The 24,470-nt window shown below is 63.5% G+C and carries 22 protein-coding genes; 15 read left to right on the top strand and 7 right to left on the bottom strand.

What is annotated here, in order from left to right; translation table 11 throughout:
- The first annotated feature begins 22 nt into the window (after positions 1 to 22).
- Positions 23 to 709: an NnrU family protein gene (locus BMW51_RS07440; protein ID WP_093004895.1), complete on the top strand. Its 687-nt coding sequence runs from the start codon at positions 23 to 25 to the stop codon at positions 707 to 709.
- Between the two features lie 124 nt (positions 710 to 833).
- Positions 834 to 2,471 carry a long-chain-fatty-acid--CoA ligase gene (locus BMW51_RS07435; protein WP_218139371.1) on the top strand — a complete coding sequence of 546 codons (1,638 nt, stop codon included), beginning with the start codon at positions 834 to 836 and terminating at the stop codon, positions 2,469 to 2,471.
- A gap of 4 nt (positions 2,472 to 2,475) precedes the next feature.
- On the opposite strand, the gene BMW51_RS07430 is transcribed toward BMW51_RS07435, so the two are convergent.
- From BMW51_RS07430 to BMW51_RS07420, 3 genes are read right to left on the bottom strand one after another with little or no spacing between them, the layout of a single operon-like run.
- Complete coding sequence (locus BMW51_RS07430; RefSeq protein WP_093004893.1) at positions 2,476 to 3,372, bottom strand: SGNH/GDSL hydrolase family protein; 897 nt, start codon at positions 3,370 to 3,372, stop codon at positions 2,476 to 2,478.
- On the bottom strand, positions 3,372 to 6,506 hold the full coding sequence (locus tag BMW51_RS07425; RefSeq protein ID WP_245708329.1) for a TonB-dependent receptor domain-containing protein: 3,135 nt from the start codon (positions 6,504 to 6,506) through the stop codon (positions 3,372 to 3,374). The genes BMW51_RS07430 and BMW51_RS07425 overlap by 1 nt, the downstream gene beginning before the upstream one ends.
- Before the next feature lie 2 nt (positions 6,507 to 6,508).
- Positions 6,509 to 7,858, bottom strand: a complete 1,350-nt coding sequence (locus tag BMW51_RS07420; RefSeq protein ID WP_093004889.1) for a dicarboxylate/amino acid:cation symporter — start codon at positions 7,856 to 7,858, stop codon at positions 6,509 to 6,511.
- 153 nt (positions 7,859 to 8,011) lie between these two features.
- Between BMW51_RS07420 and BMW51_RS07415 the strand changes: the two genes are divergently transcribed.
- The 9 genes from BMW51_RS07415 to BMW51_RS07375 all read left to right on the top strand — a co-directional run bounded on the left by BMW51_RS07415 (position 8,012) and on the right by BMW51_RS07375 (position 16,105).
- On the top strand, positions 8,012 to 9,817 hold the full coding sequence (locus tag BMW51_RS07415) for a sensor histidine kinase (protein WP_093004887.1): 1,806 nt from the start codon (positions 8,012 to 8,014) through the stop codon (positions 9,815 to 9,817).
- A complete protein-coding gene (locus tag BMW51_RS07410; RefSeq protein ID WP_093004885.1) occupies positions 9,814 to 11,100 on the top strand; it encodes a sigma-54-dependent transcriptional regulator in 1,287 nt (428 codons plus the stop codon). Before BMW51_RS07415 ends, BMW51_RS07410 begins: the two co-directional genes overlap by 4 nt.
- Before the next feature lie 128 nt (positions 11,101 to 11,228).
- A complete protein-coding gene (locus BMW51_RS07405) occupies positions 11,229 to 11,480 on the top strand; it encodes a GCG_CRPN prefix-to-repeats domain-containing protein (protein WP_177171570.1) in 252 nt (83 codons plus the stop codon).
- Between the two features lie 76 nt (positions 11,481 to 11,556).
- Positions 11,557 to 11,988 carry an EF-hand domain-containing protein gene (locus BMW51_RS07400; RefSeq protein ID WP_245708325.1) on the top strand — a complete coding sequence of 144 codons (432 nt, stop codon included), beginning with the start codon at positions 11,557 to 11,559 and terminating at the stop codon, positions 11,986 to 11,988.
- Between the two features lie 36 nt (positions 11,989 to 12,024).
- Entirely contained in the window at positions 12,025 to 12,585 is a 561-nt protein-coding gene (locus BMW51_RS07395) for an RNA polymerase sigma factor (RefSeq protein ID WP_093004883.1), read from the top strand.
- Positions 12,578 to 12,976 (top strand): hypothetical protein, encoded by a 399-nt coding sequence (locus BMW51_RS07390; protein ID WP_093004881.1) that lies wholly within the window; start codon positions 12,578 to 12,580, stop codon positions 12,974 to 12,976. The genes BMW51_RS07395 and BMW51_RS07390 overlap by 8 nt, the downstream gene beginning before the upstream one ends.
- A 3-nt stretch (positions 12,977 to 12,979) precedes the next feature.
- A complete protein-coding gene (locus tag BMW51_RS07385; protein ID WP_093004879.1) occupies positions 12,980 to 13,426 on the top strand; it encodes a periplasmic heavy metal sensor in 447 nt (148 codons plus the stop codon).
- A gap of 95 nt (positions 13,427 to 13,521) precedes the next feature.
- Positions 13,522 to 14,952 (top strand): DUF1800 domain-containing protein, encoded by a 1,431-nt coding sequence (locus BMW51_RS07380; RefSeq protein ID WP_093004877.1) that lies wholly within the window; start codon positions 13,522 to 13,524, stop codon positions 14,950 to 14,952.
- Positions 14,953 to 14,956: 4 nt separating this feature from the next.
- Complete coding sequence (locus BMW51_RS07375; protein WP_093004875.1) at positions 14,957 to 16,105, top strand: DUF1501 domain-containing protein; 1,149 nt, start codon at positions 14,957 to 14,959, stop codon at positions 16,103 to 16,105.
- Between the two features lie 704 nt (positions 16,106 to 16,809).
- Here the strand turns inward: BMW51_RS07375 and BMW51_RS15860 are convergent.
- Positions 16,810 to 19,197 carry a hypothetical protein gene (locus BMW51_RS15860; RefSeq protein WP_143051829.1) on the bottom strand — a complete coding sequence of 796 codons (2,388 nt, stop codon included), beginning with the start codon at positions 19,195 to 19,197 and terminating at the stop codon, positions 16,810 to 16,812.
- Positions 19,198 to 19,421: 224 nt separating this feature from the next.
- Here BMW51_RS15860 and BMW51_RS07370 point away from each other — a divergent pair, with 224 nt between their 5' ends.
- Entirely contained in the window at positions 19,422 to 19,994 is a 573-nt protein-coding gene (locus BMW51_RS07370) for a recombinase family protein (RefSeq protein ID WP_093004873.1), read from the top strand.
- A gap of 466 nt (positions 19,995 to 20,460) precedes the next feature.
- Complete coding sequence (locus tag BMW51_RS15855; RefSeq protein WP_143051828.1) at positions 20,461 to 20,886, top strand: hypothetical protein; 426 nt, start codon at positions 20,461 to 20,463, stop codon at positions 20,884 to 20,886.
- Between the two features lie 15 nt (positions 20,887 to 20,901).
- Here the strand turns inward: BMW51_RS15855 and BMW51_RS07365 are convergent, their stop codons facing one another.
- The 3 genes from BMW51_RS07365 to BMW51_RS07360 all read right to left on the bottom strand — a co-directional run bounded on the left by BMW51_RS07365 (position 20,902) and on the right by BMW51_RS07360 (position 22,853).
- On the bottom strand, positions 20,902 to 21,441 hold the full coding sequence (locus BMW51_RS07365; RefSeq protein WP_093004871.1) for a Ros/MucR family transcriptional regulator: 540 nt from the start codon (positions 21,439 to 21,441) through the stop codon (positions 20,902 to 20,904).
- A 557-nt stretch (positions 21,442 to 21,998) separates the two neighbouring features.
- Positions 21,999 to 22,283: a hypothetical protein gene (locus BMW51_RS15850; RefSeq protein ID WP_143051827.1), complete on the bottom strand. Its 285-nt coding sequence runs from the start codon at positions 22,281 to 22,283 to the stop codon at positions 21,999 to 22,001.
- A 327-nt stretch (positions 22,284 to 22,610) separates the two neighbouring features.
- A complete protein-coding gene (locus BMW51_RS07360) occupies positions 22,611 to 22,853 on the bottom strand; it encodes a hypothetical protein (protein WP_093004869.1) in 243 nt (80 codons plus the stop codon).
- A gap of 245 nt (positions 22,854 to 23,098) precedes the next feature.
- On the opposite strand from BMW51_RS07360, the gene BMW51_RS07355 reads away from it, so the two are divergent.
- Both BMW51_RS07355 and BMW51_RS16400 read left to right on the top strand, forming a co-directional pair.
- On the top strand, positions 23,099 to 23,560 hold the full coding sequence (locus BMW51_RS07355; protein WP_143051832.1) for a thermonuclease family protein: 462 nt from the start codon (positions 23,099 to 23,101) through the stop codon (positions 23,558 to 23,560).
- 134 nt (positions 23,561 to 23,694) lie between these two features.
- The gene (locus BMW51_RS16400; RefSeq protein ID WP_342723570.1) at positions 23,695 to 24,384 is read left to right on the top strand and encodes a DUF6771 family protein; all 690 of its coding nucleotides are present in this window, start codon (positions 23,695 to 23,697) and stop codon (positions 24,382 to 24,384) included.
- The last annotated feature ends 86 nt before the right edge of the window (positions 24,385 to 24,470 follow it).

The following is a 24,470-nucleotide window of genomic DNA, read 5'->3' as shown; positions in this document are numbered from 1 at the left end:
AATCGGGCGGGGGGAAGCCGGGATGGAGGAAGTGGGGCTCGCCGCGGTCGCGTTCGTGGGTACGCACTTCCTCCTGTCGCATCCGCTGCGCGCGCCGCTGGTGCGCCGGATCGGCGAGGGCGGGTTCCTGGGGCTCTACAGCCTCGTCGCGGTGGTGACGCTCGGTTGGCTCGTCGTCGCGTACCGCGCCACGCCCGCGGCGACGCCGCTGTGGCCGGTCGGTGATGGCTCGTGGGCAATCGCCACGATCGTGATGCTGGTGGCGAGCGTGCTGTTCACCGGCTCGCTGGTCCGCAACCCGGCGCTGCCCGATCCTACGGCGAAGACCAGACCGGTCCCTTTCGCCAGCGGCGTCTACGCGATCACGCGCCATCCGATGATGTGGGGTTTCGCGCTGTGGGGCGGCGCGCACATCCTCGTCTACCCCGACCCGTCGAACGTCGTGCTGGCCGGCGCAATCATCGTGCTGGCGCTGGTCGGCGCTCATCTTCAGGACCGCAAGAAGGCGCGGCTCCAGCCCGATTTCTGGCCCGAGTGGGAGCGGCGGACGAGCTACCTGCCCTTCGCCGCGATCACGGCCGGACATGCGCAGGTTGGCAGGCTCGGCGGTCACGCGCTCGGCGGCGGCGTCGTGCTGTGGCTGGCGGCGACCTGGGCGCACATTCCGCTCGCCGGCTGGGCGGCGGGCGTCTGGCGGTGGGTCGTCTGACCCCACGCCAACAAAAGTTACGTAAGCGGGCTGGCGACACCAAACGAAACACGACAAGTTGGGGCGGAAACGGCCACAAGGCACGTAACCGGCGAAACAGCCGGTGTGGATAGGAGAGCGAGCCATGTCGCAGGCGCTGTTCGGATTGATGCAGGACGTGTCGCTGACCGTCGACGGCTTCCTCGATCATGCCAACACCTGGCACGGCGCGCGCGAGATCGTGTCGCGCGAGGCTGACGGCAGCGTCACGCGCCTCGACTATGCCTGGCTGCACCAGGCGGCGAAGCGCGTGTCGAACGCGCTCGCCCGCGCCGGGATCGGGCAGGGAGACCGGGTCGCGACGATGGGGTGGAACAGCGCGCGGCACCTCGCCGCCTGGTACGGCGCGACCGGCATGGGCGCGGTGCTCCACACGCTCAACCCGCGGCTGTTCCCCGAACAGATCGCCTATATCGCCGCGCACGCGGGCGATCGCATCCTGCTCGCCGATCCTGCCTGTGCGCCGCTGATCGGACCGCTGCTCCCCGCCGCGCCGTCGATCGAGCGCGTGATCTTCCTGTGCGCCGCCGCCGACCTGCCCACGACCGACTATCCGGCGGTCGCGTTCGACGACTGGATCGCGGACGAGCCGGCCGAGTTCGCCTGGGGCGGCTTCGACGAGCGGCTGGCGTGCGGGCTGTGCTATACCTCGGGGACGACGGGCAACCCGAAGGGCGTGCTCTACTCGCACCGATCCAACTACCTGCATACGATGATGACGTTGCAGGCCGACGCGCTCGCGCTGACGACGCGCGACACGGTGCTGCTGGTGGTGCCGATGTACCACGCCAACGCCTGGGGCGTGGTCTATTCCGCCCCCGCGGTCGGCGCCAAGCTGGTGCTGCCGGGCGCGCGGATGGACGGCGAGTCGATCTACCGGTTGATCGAGGACGAGGGCGTGACCTTCTCCGCCGCGGTGCCGACCGTGTGGCAGGGCTTGCTCCACTATCTGCGTTCCAGCGGCGCGCGCTTCTCGACGTTGAAGCGCGTGGTGATCGGTGGCTCCGCCCCGCCCGAGGCACTGATCCGCGCGTTCCAGGACGATTACGGCGTCGAGGTGGTGCAGGGTTGGGGCATGACTGAGACCTCGCCGCTCGCGACGCTGTCGACACCCAGCCCCGAGGTCTTGGCGCAACCCTATGACGAGCAGGTGCGGCACAAGGGCATGCAGGGGCGGCTGGTCTGCGGGCTGGAGCTCAAGCTGGTCGACGACGCGGGCAACCGTCTACCGCACGATGGCCGGACGGCCGGGCGGCTGATGATCAAGGGGCCGACGATCACGAGCGGCTATTTCGGCGGCGAGGGCGGCGATGTGCTCGACACGGAGGGCTTCTTCGACACCGGTGACGTGTCGACGATCGATCCCGCGGGCTACATGCAGATCACCGACCGCGCGAAGGACATCGTCAAATCGGGCGGCGAGTGGATCAGCTCGATCGAGATCGAGAACATCGCGGTCGGCCACCCGGAGGTCGCGCTCGCCGCGGTGATCGGCGTCGCGCATCCGAAATGGGACGAGCGCCCGATCCTGCTGATCCAGCGCCACGCCGGTGCCACCTGCGGCAAGGCGGAGCTGCTCGGCTTCCTCGACGGTAGAATCGCGCGCTGGTGGATGCCCGACGACGTCGTCGTGGTGGACGAGATCCCGCTCGGCGCAACCGGCAAGATCGACAAGAAACTGCTGCGGCAGCGCATGGCGGGGTACGCGCTGCCGGACGCGTGAGCGGTCAGCGCGCGGCGCGTAGCTCGTCCGACGCGATCCCCTGCAACGCCGCCGCCGTATCCTCCGACAGGCCGAGCTCGTCCGCTGAGCGCTCACCCCGGCCGAGCGTGCGCGGGTCGACGCCGGTCAGCTGCCCGAACACGATCAGCGCTTCGAGATAATAGCCCGCGACGCTGGCGTGATACTGGTCGTAGGTCCACAGATCGGCCTGTCCGAAGGCGACGCCGTCATAGGGGTTCGGGTCGGCGACGCCGCGCGCGAAGGCGCGGTTCCACGCCTGTCCGACCGGCAGCACGCCCGCGACGCCCGGCGTGGCCGCGCGCGCCTGATCGGCGGCGGCGCGCAGGTCGAGCGCCATCGTCGCGATCGGCTTGCTCGCCCAGCGGTCCTGCCCACGGTAGGCGAGGTCGGCGCGGCTCCACGTCGCCATCAGCTCGACGCGGACGCGCGGGTTGCGCGCGGTCAGCAGCCGCGTCAGGCGTCCGACATCGCGGACGTAGTCGGTCGCGTCGCCGGGACGCGCATGGCTGAGCGTCGACAGTTCCTGCAACACCACCACGTCCCACGCACGGTCGAACAGCTGGCGCCGCTCGTCATAGTGGAAGCCGAGCGTTTTGCCGCCCTGCGTTTCCAGGCTGACCTCGTAGTTGAGCCCGGCCTGGTCGGCGAACGCCTTGAACAAGGCCGGCACCCCGCCGTAGCCGGCGCGGTTGAGGTCGGTAACGGCGTTCGCGTGCCAGTTGCGCACCGCCGAATGCGCGCCCTGCGTGAAGCTGTTGCCGATGAACAGCACGCGGATCGGTGCGCTGGTGCGTACTGCTGGCGCGGGCGCTGGCGCCGCCTGTTGCGCGAAGGCGGGCGTGGCGGCGAGGAGCGAGAGAGTAGCGAGCAGGCGGAGCATCAGAAGCGCTTTCCAACGGTCAGGTACCAGTAACGCGCGTAGGGCACGTAGAGCGAGCCGAGATAGCCGTCGGCGGTGACCGGCGGCTGCTTGTCAAACAGGTTGCGCACGCCGATGCGCAGCCGCGTGTCGTCCATGAAGCCGCCCTTCACGCGGTACTGGCCGTACAGGTTGAACGTCGTGGTGCCGTCGACGACGTAGGGGTTGCCGTCGGTGTCGAGGAAATTGGTGTCGTTGACCGGGCCGATGTAATTGGCGAATGCGCCGACCTGCCACTGATCGAGCGACCAGGTGAGCGAGCCGGTCACGCGCCATTTCGGCCGCCCGCGGTCCTGCAAAAGGTCGCTGGCATCGGTCAGCGGCGTGGCGGCGTTGATCTGTCCCGCCGCGCGCGCATCGAACAGGGCCTGCACCGCAGGCGGGGTGTCGCGGCTGAACTTGGTCAAGCGCGCGCCGTTGATCGCGAGATCGAACTTACCCACGTCGGTGCGCACGTTGTAGAGCAGGGCGAGGTCGAGTCCCTGCACGGTCTGCGGCAGCAGGTTGACGAACTGATCGTTGATCTGCGTGATCGTGCCCGCGGGCGCGATGCCGGTGCCGGCGAACAGCGGCGTGTCGTCGGCGGTCGGCGCGGCGCGGATGACGTTCGGGTTGAACGACCCTTGCTGGCGCAGCAGATAGTCGAGCACCAGCGCGTTCTGCGCGCCGAACTGTCCGACGATGCCGACCTGCTTGATCGACCAGAAATCGGCGGTCAGCGTCAGCCGCCCGTACTCGCGCGGGATGAAGGCGGGTTGCAGCACCGTGCCGACGGTCCAGTTGGTGCTGTCTTCGGGCTGGAGGTCACGATTGCCCGACACCGCGATCTGGTAGCTGTTGGCGCGGCCGCAGGCGTTGAACGTCGCGATCCGCCCCGAACGCAGGTCAGCCTCGCAGCGGATGAAATCGGTGTTGGAGCCGAGGCGCGAGTAGCGCGTCGTGTTGACCTGCTCGAGGTTGGGCGCGCGGAACCCCTTGGATGCGGAGGCGCGCAGGCGGAACCCCTCGACCAAATCCCAGGCGGCGGCGATCTTGGGCTTCGCGACCGAGCCGAAGTCGCTGTAATGCTCGTACCGCCCGGCGAGCTGTACGTCGAAGCGGTACATCAGCGGCACGCCCATCTCGGGCGAGGCGATCGGGATCGCGAGCTCGCCGAACGCAGAGAAGACGGTGCGGCGACCAAAGACGCTCGGCGTCGGGCTGACCGCGGCGACGTTCGACAGATTGACCTCGCCGGTCACCGCGTCGCGGAAGGTGTTGGTGCCGTTCAGATTGTCGTCGCGGATATCGGCCTGCGTCTCGCGCCGCGCCTCGACGCCGAGTGCCACGCCGACGTTGCCGCCCGGCAGCGCGAACAGGTTGGCGTTCGACAGCTTGAAATCGCCCAGCGCCAGCGTCGTCTTGCTGCGCCGGACGAGGTCGAACGAGAAGCTGTCGATCGAGGCCTGACTGGAGGGCGAGCAGTCGCCGACCGAGGGCGTTGCCGAGCAGCCGCCCGAGAATGGATTGTACGCGTCGGGCGTCGAGAGCGCGAGGTTCTGCTGCAGCAGCGTCATGTTGATCGCGTTGGAGCGATCGGTCGATTTCGCCTCCGAATAGAGCAGCGCGCTGTCGAAATCGAAACTGCCGATCTTGCCGCGCGCGCCGCCGAGGAAGCGCGACTGCCAGTTGGTCACGTCGACGCGCTGCTGCCCGGCATCAACGAAGCGGTAGGTGCTGAGCCGCACCGGCAGACCGGCGGCGGGCACATTGGTGAGGCCCGGAATACGGTTCGGGTTGAGCGTGCCGTCGGCGAAGCGCACCGGCCCGAACGGGTTCCAGTAATTGGACGCGGGGATCACGATCGCGTTCAGGTTGATCGTCGGCGGCTGGATGCGCACCGTGTCGGCCTGGTAATAGCCCAGCTCGGTGTAGAAGGTCAGCGCGTCCGACACGTCATAGTGCGCCGACAGGAACGAATTGTAGCGGTTGAACGACGGCGTCACGGTGGTACCCGGGCGCGTGTCGAACCGCTCCGACCGCAGCGTCGACGCGGTCGCGCGCGTGCCGCTGCCGTAGCAGGTGTTGCCGTTCAGGATGTACGCGCATCCCGGATTCGTCGCCGATTGCGTATGGAATGCACCTGCCGCCGAGGTGAGTGCGGTGGTGCCGCGGCGGATCGTGCCGGGTCCGCCGACCACCGCCAGATTGGCCCACGGCGACTGCGTCGCGCGTCCGTCGGCGGCCAGGTTGCCGGCGAAGGCGGGATCGTTCGCGAACAGCGGTAACAGATTGTCGGTGGCGGTGTAATCCTGATCCTCGGGCAGCTGCGCGGTGCGGCGGGTGTAGTCGAGGAACACCGACACGTTGCCGCGGCCTTCGTCGAAATTCTTGCCGTAGGTGCCCGTCACCTGCAGCTCCTTGCGGTGCGTGCCCTCCGCGAAGCCGAAGCGATAGTCGAGGCTGGCGCCGTCGAACTTGTCCTTGGTCACGGTGTTGACCACGCCCGCGACCGCGTCGGCGCCGTAGATCGCGGCCGCACCGTCACGCAGCACCTCCAGCCGCTGGATGCCCGCGACCGGCAGCGAGTTGGAATTATAGCCGAGCACCGGCACGTTGCCGTCGCCCGCCTGGCTCGTCGGATGCTGGACGAGGCGACGGCCGTTCAACAGCACCAGCGTGTTGCCGACGCCCAGATTGCGCAGGTTGATGGAATTGACGTCGCCGCGCGCCGAATTCGACGTCTGCGCGCCCTGCGCCTCGTTGAAGGTCACGTCGCCGACTTGCGGGATCGAGCGGAACAACTCGTCACCTGATAGCGCGCCGGTCGCGTCGATCTGCGCCTGGTCGATCACGGTGACGGGCAGCGCGGCGGTCGCGCTCGCGCCCTTGATCTGCGTGCCGACGACGACGATGTCCGCGACCGGCTCGGGTGCCTGCGCGGCGGTGTCGGGGCTCTGGTCGGCCTGCGGCGTCGCCTCGGCGAGACCGGGGACGGCCTCCTGCACGAGGGTCGGCGTCGTCGCGAGCGGCGTAGACTGCGCAGCGGCGCTACCGGAGACGGTGAGCGCGGCGAGCATGCTGGTGCCCGCGAGCAGGTGCTGGAAACGGTTCACAATCACTCTCCCTGTATCGTTGTGGCGGGAGCCGTCTTTGCGGGCTCCTCGTTGTTGAGCGTGGCGCGCAGCCGCTCGAGATCGAGCTTGCCTTCCCAGCGCGCGACGACGATCGCGGCGACGCCGTTGCCGATGAAGTTGGTGAGGCTGCGGCATTCGGACATGAAGCGGTCGACGCCGAGGATCAGCGCCATGCCGGCGAGCGGCACCGACGGCACGATCGACAAGGTGGCGGCGAGCGTGATGAACCCCGCACCGGTGACGCCTGCCGCCCCCTTCGACGACAGCATCGCGACGCCGAGCAGCAGCAATTGCTGTCCCAGCGTCAGGTCGACGTTGCACGCCTGCGCGATGAACAAGGCGGCAAGCGTCATGTAGATGTTAGTGCCGTCGAGGTTGAACGAGTAACCGGTCGGCACGACCAGCCCGACGACGCCGCGGTCGCACCCCGCTGCCTCCAGCTTGGCGATGAGATTGGGCAGCGCGGCTTCCGACGACGAGGTGCCGAGCACGAGCAGCAGCTCCGCCTTCAGGTACGCGATCAGCTTCAGGATCGAGAAGCCATGCACGCGCGCGACGGTACCGAGCACCACCAGCACGAACAGCAAGGAGGTGGCGTAAAAGGTCGCGACCAGACCACCCAGATTGACCAGGCTGCCCGCGCCGTACTTGCCGACGGTGAACGCGATCGCACCGAACGCGCCGATCGGCGCCGCGCGCATCAGGATGCCGGTCAGGCGGAACACGATCGTGCCCAGCCGCTCGATCAGGTCGAGCACGGGCTGCGCGGGCTCGCCGACCAGGCTGATCGTAATGCCGGTCAGGATCGCAACCAGCAGCACCTGCAGGATGTTGCCTTGGATCAGCGCGGAGACGAGCGTGTCGGGGATGATGCCGAGCAGGAAGCCGGTCAGCGTCGTCTCGTGCGCCTGATGCGCGTAGCCCGCGATGGCGCCGCTATCGAGCCCGACGGGGTCGATGTTCATCCCCGCGCCCGGCCGCACCACATTGGCGACGATCAGTCCGACGATCAGCGCGAGAGTGGAGAAGAACAGGAAATAGCCGAACGCCTTGCCGGCGACACGCCCGACTGCGCCAAGTTCCTTCATGCCCGCGATGCCGCTGACCAATGTCAAGAAGATGACGGGCGCGATCACCATCTTCACCAGCTTGATGAAGGCATCGCCCAGCGGCTTGAGCGCCTCGCCCGTCTGGGGGGCGAAATGACCGACCAATGCGCCGAGCAGAATCGCGAACAGCACCTGCGCGTAGAGATGCGTGTAGAACGGCCGCCGTGCCGCCGCCTGGGCGTCGCTCGGATATGCGTTCGTACTGACAGACGGGCTGTTCATGATCCTCACCTTTTCCGCGTTCTCGTGGCGGAACGTTGCGTACAGTGTAGAGGCGGATGACGCACGCACCACGTTAGGGCGACGCGAAGGGTAAGTTACTGCGAAGACGGCAGAAAGAGCGTCTGGGCGAAAGACGAGGGTGATCAGCTAGGCATGTCCGATGGTGCCGCGGGACAGGAAAGTGTGTGGAAAACCGCACATTGGCGGCGCTCGATCCTGTTCGTCGTGTTCGCGGGCGTCGCATGCGCGGCGCTCGGCTGGAGCGCGTGGCGCTGGACCGAGGCGCGGGCGCGCGCCGCCACCGACAAGGCCGCAGCGACGATTGCCGCCAATCACGCCGGATTGCTGGCGAGCGAGCTGGAAAAGTTCCGGCTGCTGCCGCTGGTGCTGGTCGAATATCCCGACGTTGCCGCGGCGCTGGCCGGCGATGGAGCGCAACAACGACTCGACCGGACGCTCGAATTGCTCGCGGCGCGGACCAACGCCGCCGTTATCTACGCGATCGATCAAAGCGGGCGCACCGTGGCGGCGAGCAACTGGCGCCTGCCGACCAGCTTCGTCGGGCAGGATTACAGCTTTCGCCCGTATTTCATCGACGCGATGCGTGACGGCTCGGCCGAATTGTTCGCGCTCGGCACCGTCAGCGGACGGCCGGGGCTGTACCTGTCGCGCCGGGTGACTCGGGCGGGCCGCACGCTCGGTGTCGTCGTGGTCAAGGTCGAGTTCGACCGGGTGGAGGCGCAATGGGCGCGCACGCCGGGCGTCAGCGTCGCGACCGATCGGCGTGGCATCGTGCTGGTGACCAGCCGCCCGGACTGGCGCTTTCACGCGCTCGACGGACTCGACCGCGCGACCGCCGCGCTAGCGCGGCGCACGCTGCAATTCGGGCGGTCCTTGCCGACGCGCGTGCCGCTCTCCATCGCGGGCAAGGATGCGAGTGCGCCGGGTGAGCCGGTCGGCTACCGCGTGGCACGTACGGCATCACCACTCGCGGGCGGCGGAGTGTTGCACCTTGCCCCGCTCGCGCCGGCGCTGACTGCAGCGCGGCAGCAGGCGACCTTGTGGGCGCTTGGATTGCTGTTCGTCGTCGCGGTGATCGCGGGCGCAACGTGGCGCTCGGCGGAGCGGCGGCGACTGCAGCGCGAGGCGCGCGCCGGTCTCGAGCGTGAGGTTGCCGCGCGTACCGCAGAACTGCGCGACGCGAATGCGCGGTTGAGCGTCGAATCGGCCGAGCGGCTCGCTGCCGACCAGCGCTACCGCACCGCGCGCGAGGAACTGGCACTCGCCAGCCGGCTCGGCTCGCTCGGCCAGATTACCGCGGGCGTCGCGCACGAAATCAACCAGCCCGTCGCCGCGATCCGCACCTTCGCCGAGAACGGCACGATCCTGCTCGACCGCGCCGCACCCGAGCGCGCGCGCGAGAATCTGGACCACATCGTCGCGCTGACCGACCGCATCGGAGCGATCACCGGCGAGTTGCGCGCCTTCTCGCGTCGGGGGCGCAGCGCGTCGGGAAACACCACGATCGGCGAGGTGATCGACGGGCTGCTGCTGTTGATGGGAGAGCGGGTGCGCGGTGCGTTGACGCTCGACGTGCCCGCGAGTGTTCGCGACACTCGCGTCCTCGGCGATCGGATCCGACTGGAACAGGTGCTGGTCAATCTGACGCAGAACGCGCTCGACGCAACCGCCGGCGTCGTGCGGCAGGCGATACACCTCGGCGTGGCCGCGTCCGCCGATACGGTAACGGTCAGGGTATCGGACAACGGTACGGGGATCGCGCCGGAAGTGCGCGACACGCTGTTCACGCCCTTCGTCACCGGCCGTGCCGATGGCCTGGGGCTGGGCCTGGCGATCGCACGCGACATCGCGCGCGAATTCGGCGGCGAGCTCGCGGTCGACGACGCGCCGCATTTGTCGGGCGCGGGGTTCGTGCTGACGCTCAGGAGGGCGAAGTGAGCGAACGGGTGCTGTTGATCGAGGACGATCACGCGCTGCGGCTCGCGACCGAACAGGCGCTCGACCTGGCCGGGCTCTCGGTCGAGGCGTTCGCGCGCGCCGAGCCGGCGCTCGCCGTGGTCGAAGACGACTTCGCGGGCGTCGTTGTGTCCGACATTCGCATGCCCGGCATGGATGGTTTCGAGCTGCTCGCGCGGCTGCGCATGCTCGATCCCGACCTGCCCGTTATCCTCGTGACCGGGCACGGCGACGTGCCGATGGCGGTGTCGGCGCTGCGCGATGGGGCGTTCGACTTCGTGACCAAGCCGTTCGCGACCGAGCAGCTGATCGCCACGATCCGCCGCGCGCTGGAGCGTCGCGCGCTGGTGCTGGAGAACCGACGCCTGCGCGACGCGGTGCAGGAGAGCGAGGGGCCGCTGATCGGCAACGCGCCCGCGATGCTAAACCTGCGTCGTTCGGTGCGCGAACTGGCGGACCTGCCCGTTGACGTGCTGATCGAGGGGGAAAGCGGCACGGGCAAGGACCTGGTCGCGCGGCTGCTGCACCGGTCGGGGCGACGTGGCACACGTCCCTTCGTCGCGGTCGATTGCGCCGCGCTGGGTGACGACGCGGCCGAGGTCGAGCTGTTCGGCGACGCACGTCGTGGCGGACGGATTGCGGCGTCGAACAACGGAACGCTGCTGCTCGATGCGGTCGACACCTTGCCCGATGCGATCCAGGCGCGACTACTGCGCGTCGTCGAGGATCGCGAGGTACAGCCGTGTGGCGCGAGCTGGAGCGATCCGGTCAATCTTCGCCTGCTCGTGACCAGCGAGACGCCGCTGGCACAGTTGGTCGCGGAAGGGCGGTTTCGCGCCGACCTGTTTCACCGGCTGGCCCAGGCGCGGCTGTACCTGCCGCCCTTGCGGGAGCGAGGCGATGACGTGGCGCTGCTGTTCACGCATTTCGTCGACGAGGCCAAACAGTCGCTCGGACGCGCGGACTATCTGGTTTCACCGGAGGTGCGCCACCGAGTGCTGACGCACGGGTGGCCGGGCAACGTGCGCGAGCTGCGCAACTACGCGTTCGCGAGCTTATTGGCGTCGGGCAGCGACGCAGCGGAAAATAGCGGGCTTCGGGAGCGGGTGGCGCGGTTCGAGGCATCGATCATCACCGACGCGCTGACCGCGACCGGCGGTCACGTCGCCAACGCGCTCGCGATCCTCGGCATCCCGCGCAAGACGCTGTACGAGAAGATGGCGCGCCACGGCATCGATCCGGCGGCGTTTCGCGCGCCCGTGTGAGTTCGCGGCGCGCGATTGGGCAGCAATTGTCGATTTTTTATCGGATGCTCACCGACGGATCGGCGGGCAAACTCCGTTCAACGTCTGGTCGTCACCGTGACGTGACGAAGCGTGAAGGAGTATCGATGATGAAGACCCTTCTTTTGGCGGCAGCGGCGCTGGGCGGCATGGTGATGGCGAGTGCGCCGGCCGAGGCACGTCAGGGTTGCGGCCCCGGTTTCCACCGCGGCTATTACGGCCGCTGCGTGTCCAACCGCGGCCCGCGTTATGCCCCGCGCGCCTATATCGTGCACCGTTACTATCCCGGGCGCGGTTACTGGTACGGCAACCGGTTCTGGGGCCACCGCTATCGCTGGCACGGCGGCTGGCGCTATCGTTGAGCGATCCGCACGGGCGGCGTCCGCGCCGCCCGGCGACGTTGATGCGTGACACGAGCATGACGGGGACAAGAGCAGCGTGACGACCATCAAGACGCGATATGGTGCAGCATCGACCGCGCTCGCCCTGCTGCTGCCGGCGATGGCGTGCGGACAGGCGATGCCGCCCGCGGCGCAGAACGATAGCGCTGCCGCGCGGCCGAGAAGCGGACTGACGCTGCAGGATTTCACCAGCCGGCGTGAGCGGCGGGTGCTCGCCGCCGATACCGATGGTGACGGCAAGGTCAGCCGGGCGGAATACCTCGCCGCCGCAACCGGAGGAAAGGGCGATCCCGCCCGCCGCTTCGCCAGGCTCGACCGCAACGATGACGGCATGGTCGACCGGCAGGAGATCGCGTCGATGCTGACGCGTCGATTCGCGCGGTTGGACACCGACCACGACGGCGTGCTGTCACCGACCGAGCGATTCGCGGCGCGCAAATCCGCGAGGCGCGTCGCGCCGGAGGCGTGACGTGACGTTGCGCGATGGCGAAGGCGTCGAGCAGGCTTGAGCGGGAGCGATCCCGACGCCGACCTGATCGCGCGGATAGGGCGCGGCGATGCGGCCGCGACCCGGCTGCTCGTGTCCGCCAAGCTGCCGCGTATTTTGGCGCTCGCCACGCGGATGCTGCGCGACCGCGCGGCGGCGGAGGACGTGGCGCAGGAGGCGTTTGCGCGGGTGTGGCGGGTCGCGGGCACGTGGCAGCCGGATCGCGCGCGCGTCGACACGTGGTTGCACACCGTCGTGCTCAACCTGTGTCGCGACCGGCTTCGCCGCCGCCGCGAGGTGACGAGCGACGCGGTGCCCGATCTCGCGGACCCCGCGCCCGACGCCGAGGCTGCACTATTGGTGGCGGAGCGGGGAGCGCAGGTCGCGACCGCGATCGCGCAATTGCCCGAGCGGCAGCGCGAGGCGATCCTGCTGGTCCACTATCAGGATCTCTCCGGCGCGGAGGCCGCAGAGGCGCTGGGCGTCAGCATCGAGGCGCTCGAATCGTTGCTGGCGCGGGGAAGACGTACGTTGCGCACGCGGCTGATGCCGTCGCAGGAAAGCAGGCAAGATGACTGATCCGCTCGACCTCGATCGTTTCCGCGACCTGGCGGACGCCTATGGCGGCGTGGTGGCGCGCTGGCCGGTCGCGCACCGCGCGGCGGCGGCGCGCGTGGCGTTGACGCCGGAGGGGCGCGCCATCCTCGCCGATGCGCTGTTGCTCGACGCGCGGCTCGACCAATGGACGATCCCGGCACCGGCGGCCGGGCTCGCGGCGCGTATCGGGAGTAAGGCAGCGGTCGGCACCCGCAGCGCGCGCATCCGGCAGCGCTGGTGGTGGTCGGGCTTCGGGCTGGCGGCGACGCTCGCGGGCGTGGTCGCGGGCACGGCAGCGGTCGCGGTCGCGCCGCCGGTCGACATGGCGGCGGGCAGCACGTCGTTCGGCGACGTGGCCGGTATGGAGGGCTAGACGATGTCTCGTATCCGACTGGCGCTGATCGTCTCGGTCCTGCTCAACCTGTTCCTCGCGGCCGCGCTGGTCGCCGGTTACGCGTCGCTGCGCACGGGCAAGCGGATGGTGAATGCGGGGTCGCTGCGCATCGCGGGTGCCGAGCTGCCGCCCGACGAGCGGCGCCAGTTCCGACGTGCCCTGCGTCAGACGCGGCAGTCGATGCGCGCGACGATCGACGCGTCGCGCGCGGCAAAGGCACGCGCCGCCGACCTGCTCAGGCAAAACCCGGTCGATCAGACTGCGGTCGTCGCCGTGCTGGACGCCGCACGCGCGGCCGACACGGCGGTGCGCGCCGCAGTCGAGCGGCGAGCGGTGAGCTTCGCGGCTGAACTGCCCGCGGCGGACCGTGCGAGGCTGGCGGAGGCGATGACCCGGCGGGCGACCAGACGCGGCGCGCCGAACGACTAGGCCTGCGACGGAAAAGCGGAACACGTCCGTTCAAGGAGGTAGGGCGGCCGGGCAACGGGCGCCCGCGTTCTAACAGGATCAGCGGAGCCAAGATCATGCCTGTAGCGGCTGCCAAGCTGTCCCCGGCCGCCATCGCGCTCAACCGCTTCGGTCTGGGCGCGCGGCCGGACGACGCGCCGCCGACCGACCCGGCGCGGTGGGTGTCGCAGCAATTCGACCGCTTCGATGTGCGCCCGGCCCGCTACGCCGCGCTCCTCGATGCGGGTGAACTGGTTGCACAGTACCGCGCACAGCAGCAGGCAACCAGGATGGCTCGTGCCGCCCTGTCGCCCGGCGCGACGCAGCCCGGCGACGCGAAGGCGATGCTGAAGGCGGCGCGGCAGGATTATCGGCAGGACGTGCAGGCGCTCTATAACGAGGGCGTTCGCGCGCGCGCCGACGCCGCGCTCGCGACCGAGGCACCATTCGTCGAGCGGATGGTACATTTCTGGTCCAACCATTTCTGCGTTTCGGCCGACAACGCGCCCATCACCGCCTTCGCCGCCGCGTTCGAGCGCGACGCGATCCGCCCGCACGTGCTCGGTCGCTTCTCCGACATGCTGCTGGCGGTCGAGCAGCATCCGGCGATGCTCATCTACCTCAATCAGGCGCAATCGATCGGTCCCGGCAGCCCCGCGGCGCTGCGCAACGCCGCCCGCAATCCGCTGCGCAAGCGGGGCCTGAATGAGAATCTCGGGCGCGAGATCATGGAATTGCACACGCTGGGTGTCCGCTCGGGCTATACGCAGGCCGACGTGACCGAATTCGCGCGCGCGCTGACCGGCTGGTCGGTGGAGGGAATGGGCGGTGGCGCAGGCGGGGATCCCAACCGCTTCGCGTTCCGCGCGAACCAGCACGAACCCGGCAGCAGGACGATCCTGGGCAAGCGCTACGATGAGGGCGGCGAGGGGCAGGCGCGCGCGATCTTGGCGGACTTCGCGTGCTCGCCCGCCACCGCGACGCACGTCGCGACCAAGCTGGCGCGCCATTTCGCGGGCGACGATCCGCCGCCCGCGATGGTCGCGCGGCTGGCGCAGAGCTTTACGGCCAGCGGCGGCGACCTGCCGACGCTCTACCGTGCGCTGATCGCCTCACCCGAGGCGTGGGTGCCTGCGCCGACCAAGTTCAAGACGCCGTGGGAGTGGACGATCTCCGCGCTGCGCGGCACCGGGCGGCGCGACGTCGGCGCGATGCAGATCGCGGCACTCCAGACGCAGCTCGGCCAGCGGGTGTGGAAGCCCGGCACACCTGCGGGATGGGACGATGTCGCCGCCAGCTGGGCCGCGTCCAACGCGCTGCTGCGCCGCGTCGAAGTCGCGCAGCGGCTGGCCGCGCCGCTCGGCCAGGCGCTCGACGCGCGGATCGTCGCGCTGCGGATCATGCCCGCCTCGCTCGCGGCGAACACGGCCGACCAGATCGCCCACTCCGAGAGCCCGGCCGGCGCAATCGCGCTGATGCTGGTGTCGCCCGATTTCCTGAGGAGATGATCGCATGATCGCTCGCCGCCAATTCCTGTCCACCGCAACACTCGGCGCCGGCGCGCTGTTCGTCGCGCCCGGCCTCGCGCTCGCCACCGTGCCGACCGAACGCCGCTTCGTGTTCATCATCCAGCGCGGCGCGGCGGACGGGCTCGACATCCTGCGCCCCGTCGGTGACCCGGCGTTCGCCGGCTTGCGCGAGCCGTTGATCGGTGATGGCGGCGCGGGCGTGAAGCTCGACGGCATGTTCACGCTCCACCCGGCGCTCAGCGAGATTGCCGCGATGTACGCGCGGGGGCAGGCGCTGTTCGTCCACGCGGTCGCCTCGCCGTACCGCGACCGATCGCACTTCGACGGGCAGAACGTGCTCGAGACCGGGGGCACGCAGCCTTATGCGGTGCGTGACGGGTGGATGAACCGGCTGGTCGCGATGCTGCCGCGATCGGCGGACGAAGCGATCGCGATCGCGCCGATGGTGCCGACCGCGCTGCGCGGCGCGGTGCAGGTCGCCTCCTACGCGCCCTCCGCGCTGCCGCACGCCGCGGACGACCTGATGACGCGCGTCACCGCGCTGTACGATGCCGACTTGCAACTGCATGCGCCGTGGGCGGCGGCGCTGGAGACCAAGGGGCTGGCGGGCGATCTCGGCGCGAAGCAGGACCCAGCCAGCCTCGGCCGGCTGACCGCCAGCTTCCTCACCAAGCCGAACGGACCCAGGATCGCGATGCTGGAAACGCTCGGCTGGGACACGCACAACGCGCAGCAGGGCCGGCTCGCGGGGCAGTTACGCAACCTGGACGCACTCGTCGCGGCGCTGCGCGACGGACTGGGCGCGGCTTGGGGCATGACGACGGTGCTCGTCGCGACCGAGTTCGGCCGGACCGCGTCGGTCAACGGCACCGGCGGCACCGATCACGGCACCGGTTCGGTCGCGATGCTGGTCGGCGGCAACGTGAAGGGGGGGCGCGTCATCGCCGACTGGCCGGGCCTGGCCGCCGGGCGCCTTTACGAAGCGCGCGACCTGCGGCCGACCAGCGCGCTCGACGCGATCATTGCCGGCGCTGTCGCGGAGAGCCTGGCGCTCGATCCCGAGCGGGTCAGGCGCGGCCTGTTCGCGCAGGCGACGGCGGAACGGCCGCTGACCGGGCTGTTACGTGTGTGAGGAGGTCCGGGCGCGTATGTTGGCGCGGCACGACGAAGGTTGATAATTTGATGGTGCCCAGGGACGGGATCGAACCGCCGACACTGCGATTTTCAGTCTTGATGCGGATCGTTCCCGAACCATCCGGTTACCACCCTAAACCAACGACTTAGCCCACCCTGACGTTTTGGTGTATGCCCCCATGTAACCGCATTTTCCGCTGTTTTCCCGCATCGATTACAGCGAAATTACAGCACTGTTTACCCCGGTGAATTGCAACGTTGAATTGCTGTACTTGAGTCGGCGAAGCAGGACGTGTGACGTAGGCGAGCGGCGCTGTAATCTCCATAGCGAGCTGCTGCTATGCACCCATCCCGTAAGGGTTACCAATCTTCGAAAACCAATGATTTAGTTGGTGATAGAGCGAAATTGTCTCACAGTAGAATCGCACACAAACTTTTCCGGTTGCACAAAAGCGTGGGCCACGAACGTTCCCGTTTTGTGGGCGCGCCGCCGCAATCGGAAGCTGATTCTCCATCACGGAGCGGCAGTAATCGAATGACTTGGTTTAGTCGCTGAGGACTGACTATTTCGCAGCCCCACACACCCGCCATTCACCTTACTCGCTCATACAAATCGCGGAGAAGACGCAGGTCATTCCCTAGCTGCACTGTGAGTTAAATTAAATCTATACTAAACCATTTACGACAGGGCAAAGGCACGCGTTACTTTTCGGACTTTGCCGCTGCTGTGTCTCCGCTTTCCTGTGGATCGAACTTTGGTTCTGGGCCTTTACGAGCTGGGTAGTTATCCCACATCTTTGACGCGTGACTTTCCTCCCTAACCACAAATACTATCGATGAGTTTGACTGGCCAATTAGATTTCCGTGTGGGATAATAGCTGCTTCCCCAAAAGTGATCTCTCTTATTCCCTTAAGCACAGTTGGGTACGACAATTTCGTTATTTTGCCGGACTGATCGAACAAGGTCTCTTCGTATCGACCATTAGAGTCGTATAAGCGGTTATTCATCCACCAAGTTTTCGGATAAATGCCTTTCACGTCCGTGGAAAACACAGCTTGTCGCAGTTTCATCTCACATAGCAACATCGATTCGACAGTTGGAAAACGCTCGGGTGCCCGATAGTGATCTATACCGTTTCGAACCGCGGCTAGGCCGGATCGAAGAAACGAGTTTGTGGCATCTTTGTATGCATCGATATACCGTGCCAACTCTGTCTTATCACTGTTACCCCAGAACTCGGTATAATGAAACGGGAATAACTTGTCGTCGGCATGAGAGTAGTGGGGATAGTCCTCATCTGGCCGTTTGATCGCAAGGGGGTCGGATTTCAATAATCCTTCCATCCAAGTTAGCGATGCCGATAAATAAGACAGCAACACACCGAGGGTGTTACCGCCTAGTGGATTCCAAGAAGTGTCTCCGATCGGTCCGATTACCTTTGGGACGCATTCCAGCGCTAGTCGATACTTATAAATAAAGCTGTCGTTGTAGTGATCGTTACTGAATAACCATACATTATACGAAATCAGGTTTTCCAAAAAGTTTTCGAGATGGACAAACAAGTTAACACCGGACGAACGGATTTTTTCTCGCGCAATTTCGTCAAGCGGCCCCGACTGTTCGATTAGAACGTCTCGAAACAAATCCAAGTTTCGTAGTAGGTTCGAGTGTTCCCTACCATACCGAGGAACATCAAAGCCGAGTTTCCATAGGATGCGGTCGGAAAGTGCATCATTCGTCTCATCATCGTACAGCTCGATAATCAAACTGTTCATTATATATTGAGAAATCTCGCTGCTACAAAGCACTAAATCGCTAATTGCTTCCTTCGGGCTTTTTGCGTTTAAATACTGCAAAACTGTCCCAGGCGTAGCAGGGCCTGCCGCTTTAAGGGCCCGCCAAGATAACTCCGAAAGCGATCCATTTTCGTCATACGCTTCCCAAACTATTTGAGCTGTTTTTATTATAGGATTGATTCCTGCCGACCTGATTCCCAATGACGATATCTCGCATCGCGAGGAGAGTGAGCTATGATTAGTCCTTGCGCGGCGTACTTCTGTCGACGGGACAATTATAGCGTCGATCTTTATCAGCGAGTCGATCGAGAATATCAAATCGATGTTGTCGTTTACCAATATCAAGTGATTGATATGTTCAGATGAGATTGCCGCTAGGAAATCAGATCGTGGCTTTTGGTACTCTGTCTTTTTAAAGGATGACTTTATTATTGGCCAAAGCAACTCCTTTGGATCTGGACGATCAAGCAGCTCGGATAGAAGGGCAATCCTTTCTTCCTTGCTAAACTGTTCCTGAATTATGATAAAAAGATCACCATAGTCGTCATCTATGTACTCGTCAGATTTCATACTAATCGCTGCTGACCAATGGGACGGTGGACCCATCACTCGGTCACAGTACGAGTCTATTTGGTTTATAACTTGTCGAAGTTGTCCCTGATGATCAGACAAACTTACATCGTGTAAATGGTTGCACCCGACGTTATCGCAATGCCATAATGGCAAGCTTCTACTCGCTCGAAAGTTGCGGGTTTCCGGTGAGTTGAGCAGACCGAGTGGTCCAAGAACATCGTTGCCATACTGATATACGCCTTGATCAGTGCTATTCAGTAGTCTCTCAGTATCGGAGACTGAAAGATGGTCGGCGCGCAACATGTCAAACATAGAGTTATACCGATCGTATAACGATCTGCCAAAGCGGCTAGGCGAACGCGCAATCTTACCTTTAATTGACGCATCGACTATCTCTCTTATCCTTTTGAAGTCGGTTGCAATTACATCGACGAACAGGTCAGTGTGGTAAAAGGATTGGAAGAAAGCCAGCTTCGCCAAATATGGAGACGCGGTTACGTCTATAGGGCAGGATTGCCAAACGCCCTCGGCGTACGGTGTTAACGAAATGCAGTCGGCTATTTCATTAAGCGTATTCACGTCGTCCGACCACAACAGTCCGCCGAATATCAAGCTAACATTATAAAGGCTAGCTAGGCTGGCGATGTTGTCGTCCGTCCACTCATCGAGTTGTTTACGGAGTGTGACGCTATTTTTCCACATGGGATTATCGCTGTTCATGAGACTATCCTTCGTGGAACAGCTTAGCCATCAGGTTTGAATTTGCTAGCCTCCGAAGTTTAAACGTTAGCAAATTTGACCTTGATGATGCCGACTCCCGCTTGGAACTTGTAAGCTTTGAGCCATGCAGCGAACTGCTTAGTAGCTCGGCTAAGAAGGTACTAGACTCTCCAATGAGCTAGGCACAAAAGGACGGCAGGACTTTTGAGCGACTCGGAGCTACCATGACCCGCATTCTCTACCTTCGCTGTTCGACCGGCGACCAAAGCGTAGAAGCGCAGCGTAAGGCGCTCGGCGTGGCAGATAAAGAGTTTGTGGACGAAGGCGTGTCCGGTGCCACCCTTGCGGCTGATCGCCCCGGCTTTGCTGCGTTGCTGTCCTACGTGCGTGAAGGTGACTGCATCGCGATCTACGCTATCGATCGGCTCGGGCGCGACGCCATCGACGTGCAAGCTACCATCCGCAAGCTGATCGCCAAGGGCGTGACTGTCGACGTTCTCGGGCTAGGCCCCATCGGTAAGGGCGTAGGCGAGCTTATCGTCGCGGTACTTGCACAGGTGGCGGATATGGAGCGTCAACGCATCAAGGAGCGCTGTGACGCTGGTAGAGCCGCTGCTAGAGCTTCCTTAGCCGCTACAGGCAAAACTCATCGCGGTAAGGTGAGCCTCGGTAGGCCGATGGCGAACGATCCGGCTGCGGTCCTAGCGTGGCGTAAAGATAACGCGGCGAGCATCGCTGTGACTGCCCGTCACTTCAACCTCTCGGCTGCTACGGTCAAACGGTATTGTGCGGCCTAGAGCGAAGATGAGGAAGCGTTAGATCAGCCTTCCTTTATGTTGGGAACAGATGGGAAGTCCTAGGTAGATACGGGAACCATGATTCCTTTGCCTTTCCAGCCAAGCCCGCAGGGAATCGAAGGCTCACACCTGGGTCTATAGCTACCTAGCGGCTTCCTCGCTTTTAGGAGGGAAGGTCGTTCGTAGCCCGTTGCTCTCGGCTTCGTAGTTCGCCACTATAGCTCCGCCGTCCCGCAAAATCGGGAAGGCGGGGCGTGGAATCCTCTTTGTTACGCTGCTCGGTCGAGTTTCTCGGCCGGGTGCCGTCGTGCTGTCCAAGGCTCGCCCCAAAAGCGACGGGCCTGATGCAGCGTATCGGGATTCCAACACCCGGCTCTTCGCCGGTGCGCCTCTGAAACTTGAGCGGGGGCATATGGACAAGTCAAAAAATGACTCATGCGTCGGGCTAGGCTGCACGGCGGTATTGATGGGTGCCGTTCTCGCGATACCATTGATGATGCTGGACCATTGTTCGGGGTCGTCCAAGCCAGAACCGCCCACAAAGTCTGAACTAGCGGAATTTAGCAGACGGGATGCGGAACAAGCTACCTTTGAGCGCCAACAATCGTCTAAGTGGGCAAAACCAGCTTCTACCCTTACGGAAGCGCAGTTCGCTTCTGAAATGGCGCTTTGTGAGCAGAAAGCGGGCAGCGGCGCTTACTTCCCGAGCTACGATTTAAAAGAAGCGCTTAAAGACGTAAGGAACCATGGTTACGTCCGTATCAATGGACAACAGCGTAGTCCCTTAGGTGGCGTCATCCACTCGGAATATCGCTGCATGTTCAAAGGTGCTGGGTTTCAGCAGGTTGACGCCAACATAATCGGCAGGACTAATGACTTTATATCGGAGTAGGCGGTTCCACCGTCTTCATCCGCCTAGGTGTTCTTGAGCAGCGCGCTTAGCATCGGCAATGCTCTTGCGAGCGCGCTTAGCAACTGCCTTCACCGGCTCCGCTACGGCTTCCGCTGCCTGTGCCACGACAGTACCCGGCTTGCGCCCTAAGCCGCGTTCCTTAGCCATATCGCTACGGGCCTTACTATAATTCGGGGCTGTCATTGGGTACGACGACTTCAAGCCGTACCTCGCCCGGTACTCATCCGGGGTAAGCCCGTGCTTGTTAAGGTGGCGGGTAAGGGTCTTAAACTGCTCGCCCGTGATGAGGCTGATTAGATAGTCGCCGTTCCCGAGCGACTTCCGCACCGACACGGCGGGCGCGTATTCACTAGCGCTGCTTTCTTCTACGTCACTAGCGGCGGCAGCGTCGCCAACGTCCAGCTTACTAACGGCAGCGTAGGTGTCAGCTAGGAAGGCTTGCACAGCATCGGCACTGGCGCGGGTGTTCGGGTTGGAAAGCCAAGCCAAGGCAATGCCATGTGCGAGAGTTAGGTTGTCGTCTACTTTGGTCATGCCTGATACTCTGGCGGTTCAAATGGGTGCGATCATACGCGGGGAAGGTTACCGATGGATAGGCTAATTAGATTAGTCGTAGCAGCGGGCGTACTCTGCGCTTCTAGTCCCTCGCTCGCCAAGGGAGGTTCTTCGATAGCGGGGAAGCAACTCGCCGGCCGTGAGCTTCAATCTTTGGTTGTTGGGTCAAGTATCGCAATGGGCGGCGCTCAAATGGGCTATGCGGAGCATTTTCGACCCACGGGCGAGTACGGTATGTCCACAGGTGAGTGGGGCGCTACTGCAAGAGGACGTTATGATATAAAAGGCAATCTGGTATGTACCTATACCGAGTATGGCACTGAATGTCGGTCTATTATCAAAGGTCCGAAAAGCAGTTACTATTGGCTAAAGGATGGTATCACTTCAAGGATTTCATCTATAACCCGTCTTCCGGCTTAACAGAAGTCTTGTAACTCTCATTCGAGTTTTTCACTTGTTATCTCTACAAGCGAGATGCTTTATTTCGCTAGTAGAAGCTCGCGCACGCGATCCAAGAGTTCGGCTAGGTAGATAGCCTAATAGCCATTATTTTCGTCAGAGAACCGCGTAGGCTCAATCCAGCTACGTTTCTTTGCAGCACGGCGTTTGAATAGAAAGATGACCCAAGGTACTTCGACCAGTACCATGCCGGCAACCATAGACCATCCTATAAGCTCGTTCCCGGCGACGAAGGGTGTTGCAATAAAGAACGGTAACAGCGGCCAAATCATTAGTGCGCGTAGATCACTGTAGAACATACCGTCATCTACGCTGATTTTTGCGTCTACCGTATCTACAAACTCTTGCCATAATGAAGCCATTAAAAAGCTACTCGCGGGCGCTTGCTTTAGCCGTCCGAAGGACTGTCGGGATCGCGGATATTATTAGCCCCAACCATCCAATTATAATTACCGCTAAGATAGCCTTTACGACTTCGCGGCTGATTGGAAGAGGGATGGAGATAAACAATATCGCGCAAGCCGCAAGAGACATAATTATACTTGCGACTTTGGCTCGTCGGGACGCCAAAGGTTTATGATCGATGACTATCGACGCCAAGAAAAGCGCGCTGGATATGGGGAAAGAAACGTCCTCCATTCACCACACGATAGCGCTTTCTCAAATGCTGGCAACCTGCGGCGTTCGCCCTAAAAGCTTCCAAGCGCCTCGAACGATGATGCAAACACGTAGGCTGCGGCGAGCAAGCCAACCGTAAAGACGGCAGTAGCTGCTTTAGGGTGGCGCTCTACATACTCGCGTCGGCGGATCAGCAATGCTGTCGTCACGGCCATCAGCAGAATACCAGCTTCAAACACCTTACCCGCGAACGATACCTCGCTCCACCAGAACGCGGGGTAGAGGATGGCGTAGACAGTGAAGAATGCTGCCATAGCCCCGAGCGGGATCAGTGTGACCGTTAGTAGCGCTCGTAAGAGCGTAGCTTGCGAGCTTGATCGAAGCTTCATGCACGAAAGATTAGCGGCTTACGATTACGACGCTAGGGCTGACTGTTCGCGGCCGTAACAACCCATTTACCCGCAAACCGTAGGTCGGCCCCTTGACCTATCGTAAGCCTTTCCGTGCTGTGCCGATCCAACTCGGCAAGCGTTACCGCACTAAGCGGCGTCGGGCGTCGATGCGGCGCGCGGCCAACGTCCTTTCCGTTCTCGGTCTTGCTGCGTGGCTAGGCTGGATTGTTGGCGGTGCGTCTATTCCTCTTACGCTATCCCCCGCATCCGCAACCACGAACGTCGTTGCCAACTGCACTGTGACTGATGGCGACACGGTTAGGTGCAGCGGAGAGCGTATAAGACTGCTTGGCATAGATACGCCCGAGCTACCCGGTCACTGTCGCATAGGACGCCGCTGCGCGCCCGGCGATCCTTACACATCCACGCAATCGCTTGAAGATGCGCTTGTTGGGGCCATCCACATACACCGTGTTGGCAAAGACCATTACGGCCGAACGCTAGCTACGTTGTCGAGTGATAAGGGTGACCTATCGTGTTGGCAACTTCAACACGGGCAAGCGATCTACAAGGCAAAATGGGATGACGGTGGGCTGGTGCAGCGTACCTGTCCAGATGCCGCAAGTTAGGGTGCGGCAGTCTTTCCACCGGCGTGATATAACGCGACAAAAATCATATCTCTGCTTGTTTAAGTCTATCTTTAAAGTCTGAAAGGGTTCGTTCTAAGATCTTAGTGTCGCCAGGCCAATAGGCTTCAAGAAAGATGCGCTTACGACTGTTACCTACGACGATAACAATTTGGGGTTTATATCCACCGAAAGGCCACATCCCCTCGACGAACTCCCAAGACCACTGTTGCCTACGCCAAAAGGTGTCAAGGGTGACCGCGCTTGTCGTAAATATTAGCCGGCGCGGCCGGATGGCCGGCACGACGAACAGAACAAGCCATGCGACTGTTAGCGGCGCGAAGATTGCCGACAAGGCAAAGATATCACCGCTGTCCAACTTAGGCGAGCTTGGTACGCTTAAAGCGACAATGACGGGTAGCAATATGATCGCTCCTAGAAACGTCGCTCCAAGGGCAAAAGGCCACCTTAGCGCTTGCACCGTCACATGCTCATCCGCTGATCCGAATCGTGGCGCTGTCATGGTGCGTCGTGATGCGATCCTTAGCGCACGTCTGCAACGTGCGGTGATGAACGCTCGATCAATCACAACTCTTGCCGAACCGTTCCTGCTATGTTCTCATCCCTGCATGGAACGCCTAGACCCTGCTACGCTCGCCTCGGCCATCTTGACCGCACCCGGTTGGGTGCGTGTCGGCATTACTGCTCCGGTTCAGCGTATCCGTGAACAAGCGGCGCATGAATTGGCGCGATCGTTATGCGAGGCTGTCCGTCCAATGGAGCAGGTAGATCGCGATCAGCTACGGCTACCGTTAGAGCGCTTGTAGGCGGTAGATGCTGTAATTTGCCCGTAGAGCGGCATAGAAGGCAAAAAGGCGCTTTAAGTAGGCCTACCTACCTCATGTGCCTATAT

It is taken from the genome of Sphingomonas palmae, from assembly GCF_900109565.1.
Lineage (GTDB): Bacteria > Pseudomonadota > Alphaproteobacteria > Sphingomonadales > Sphingomonadaceae > Sphingomonas > Sphingomonas palmae.
Note: the sequence above shows the minus strand (reverse complement) of the source record. Positions and strands in the feature narration are given on the sequence as shown.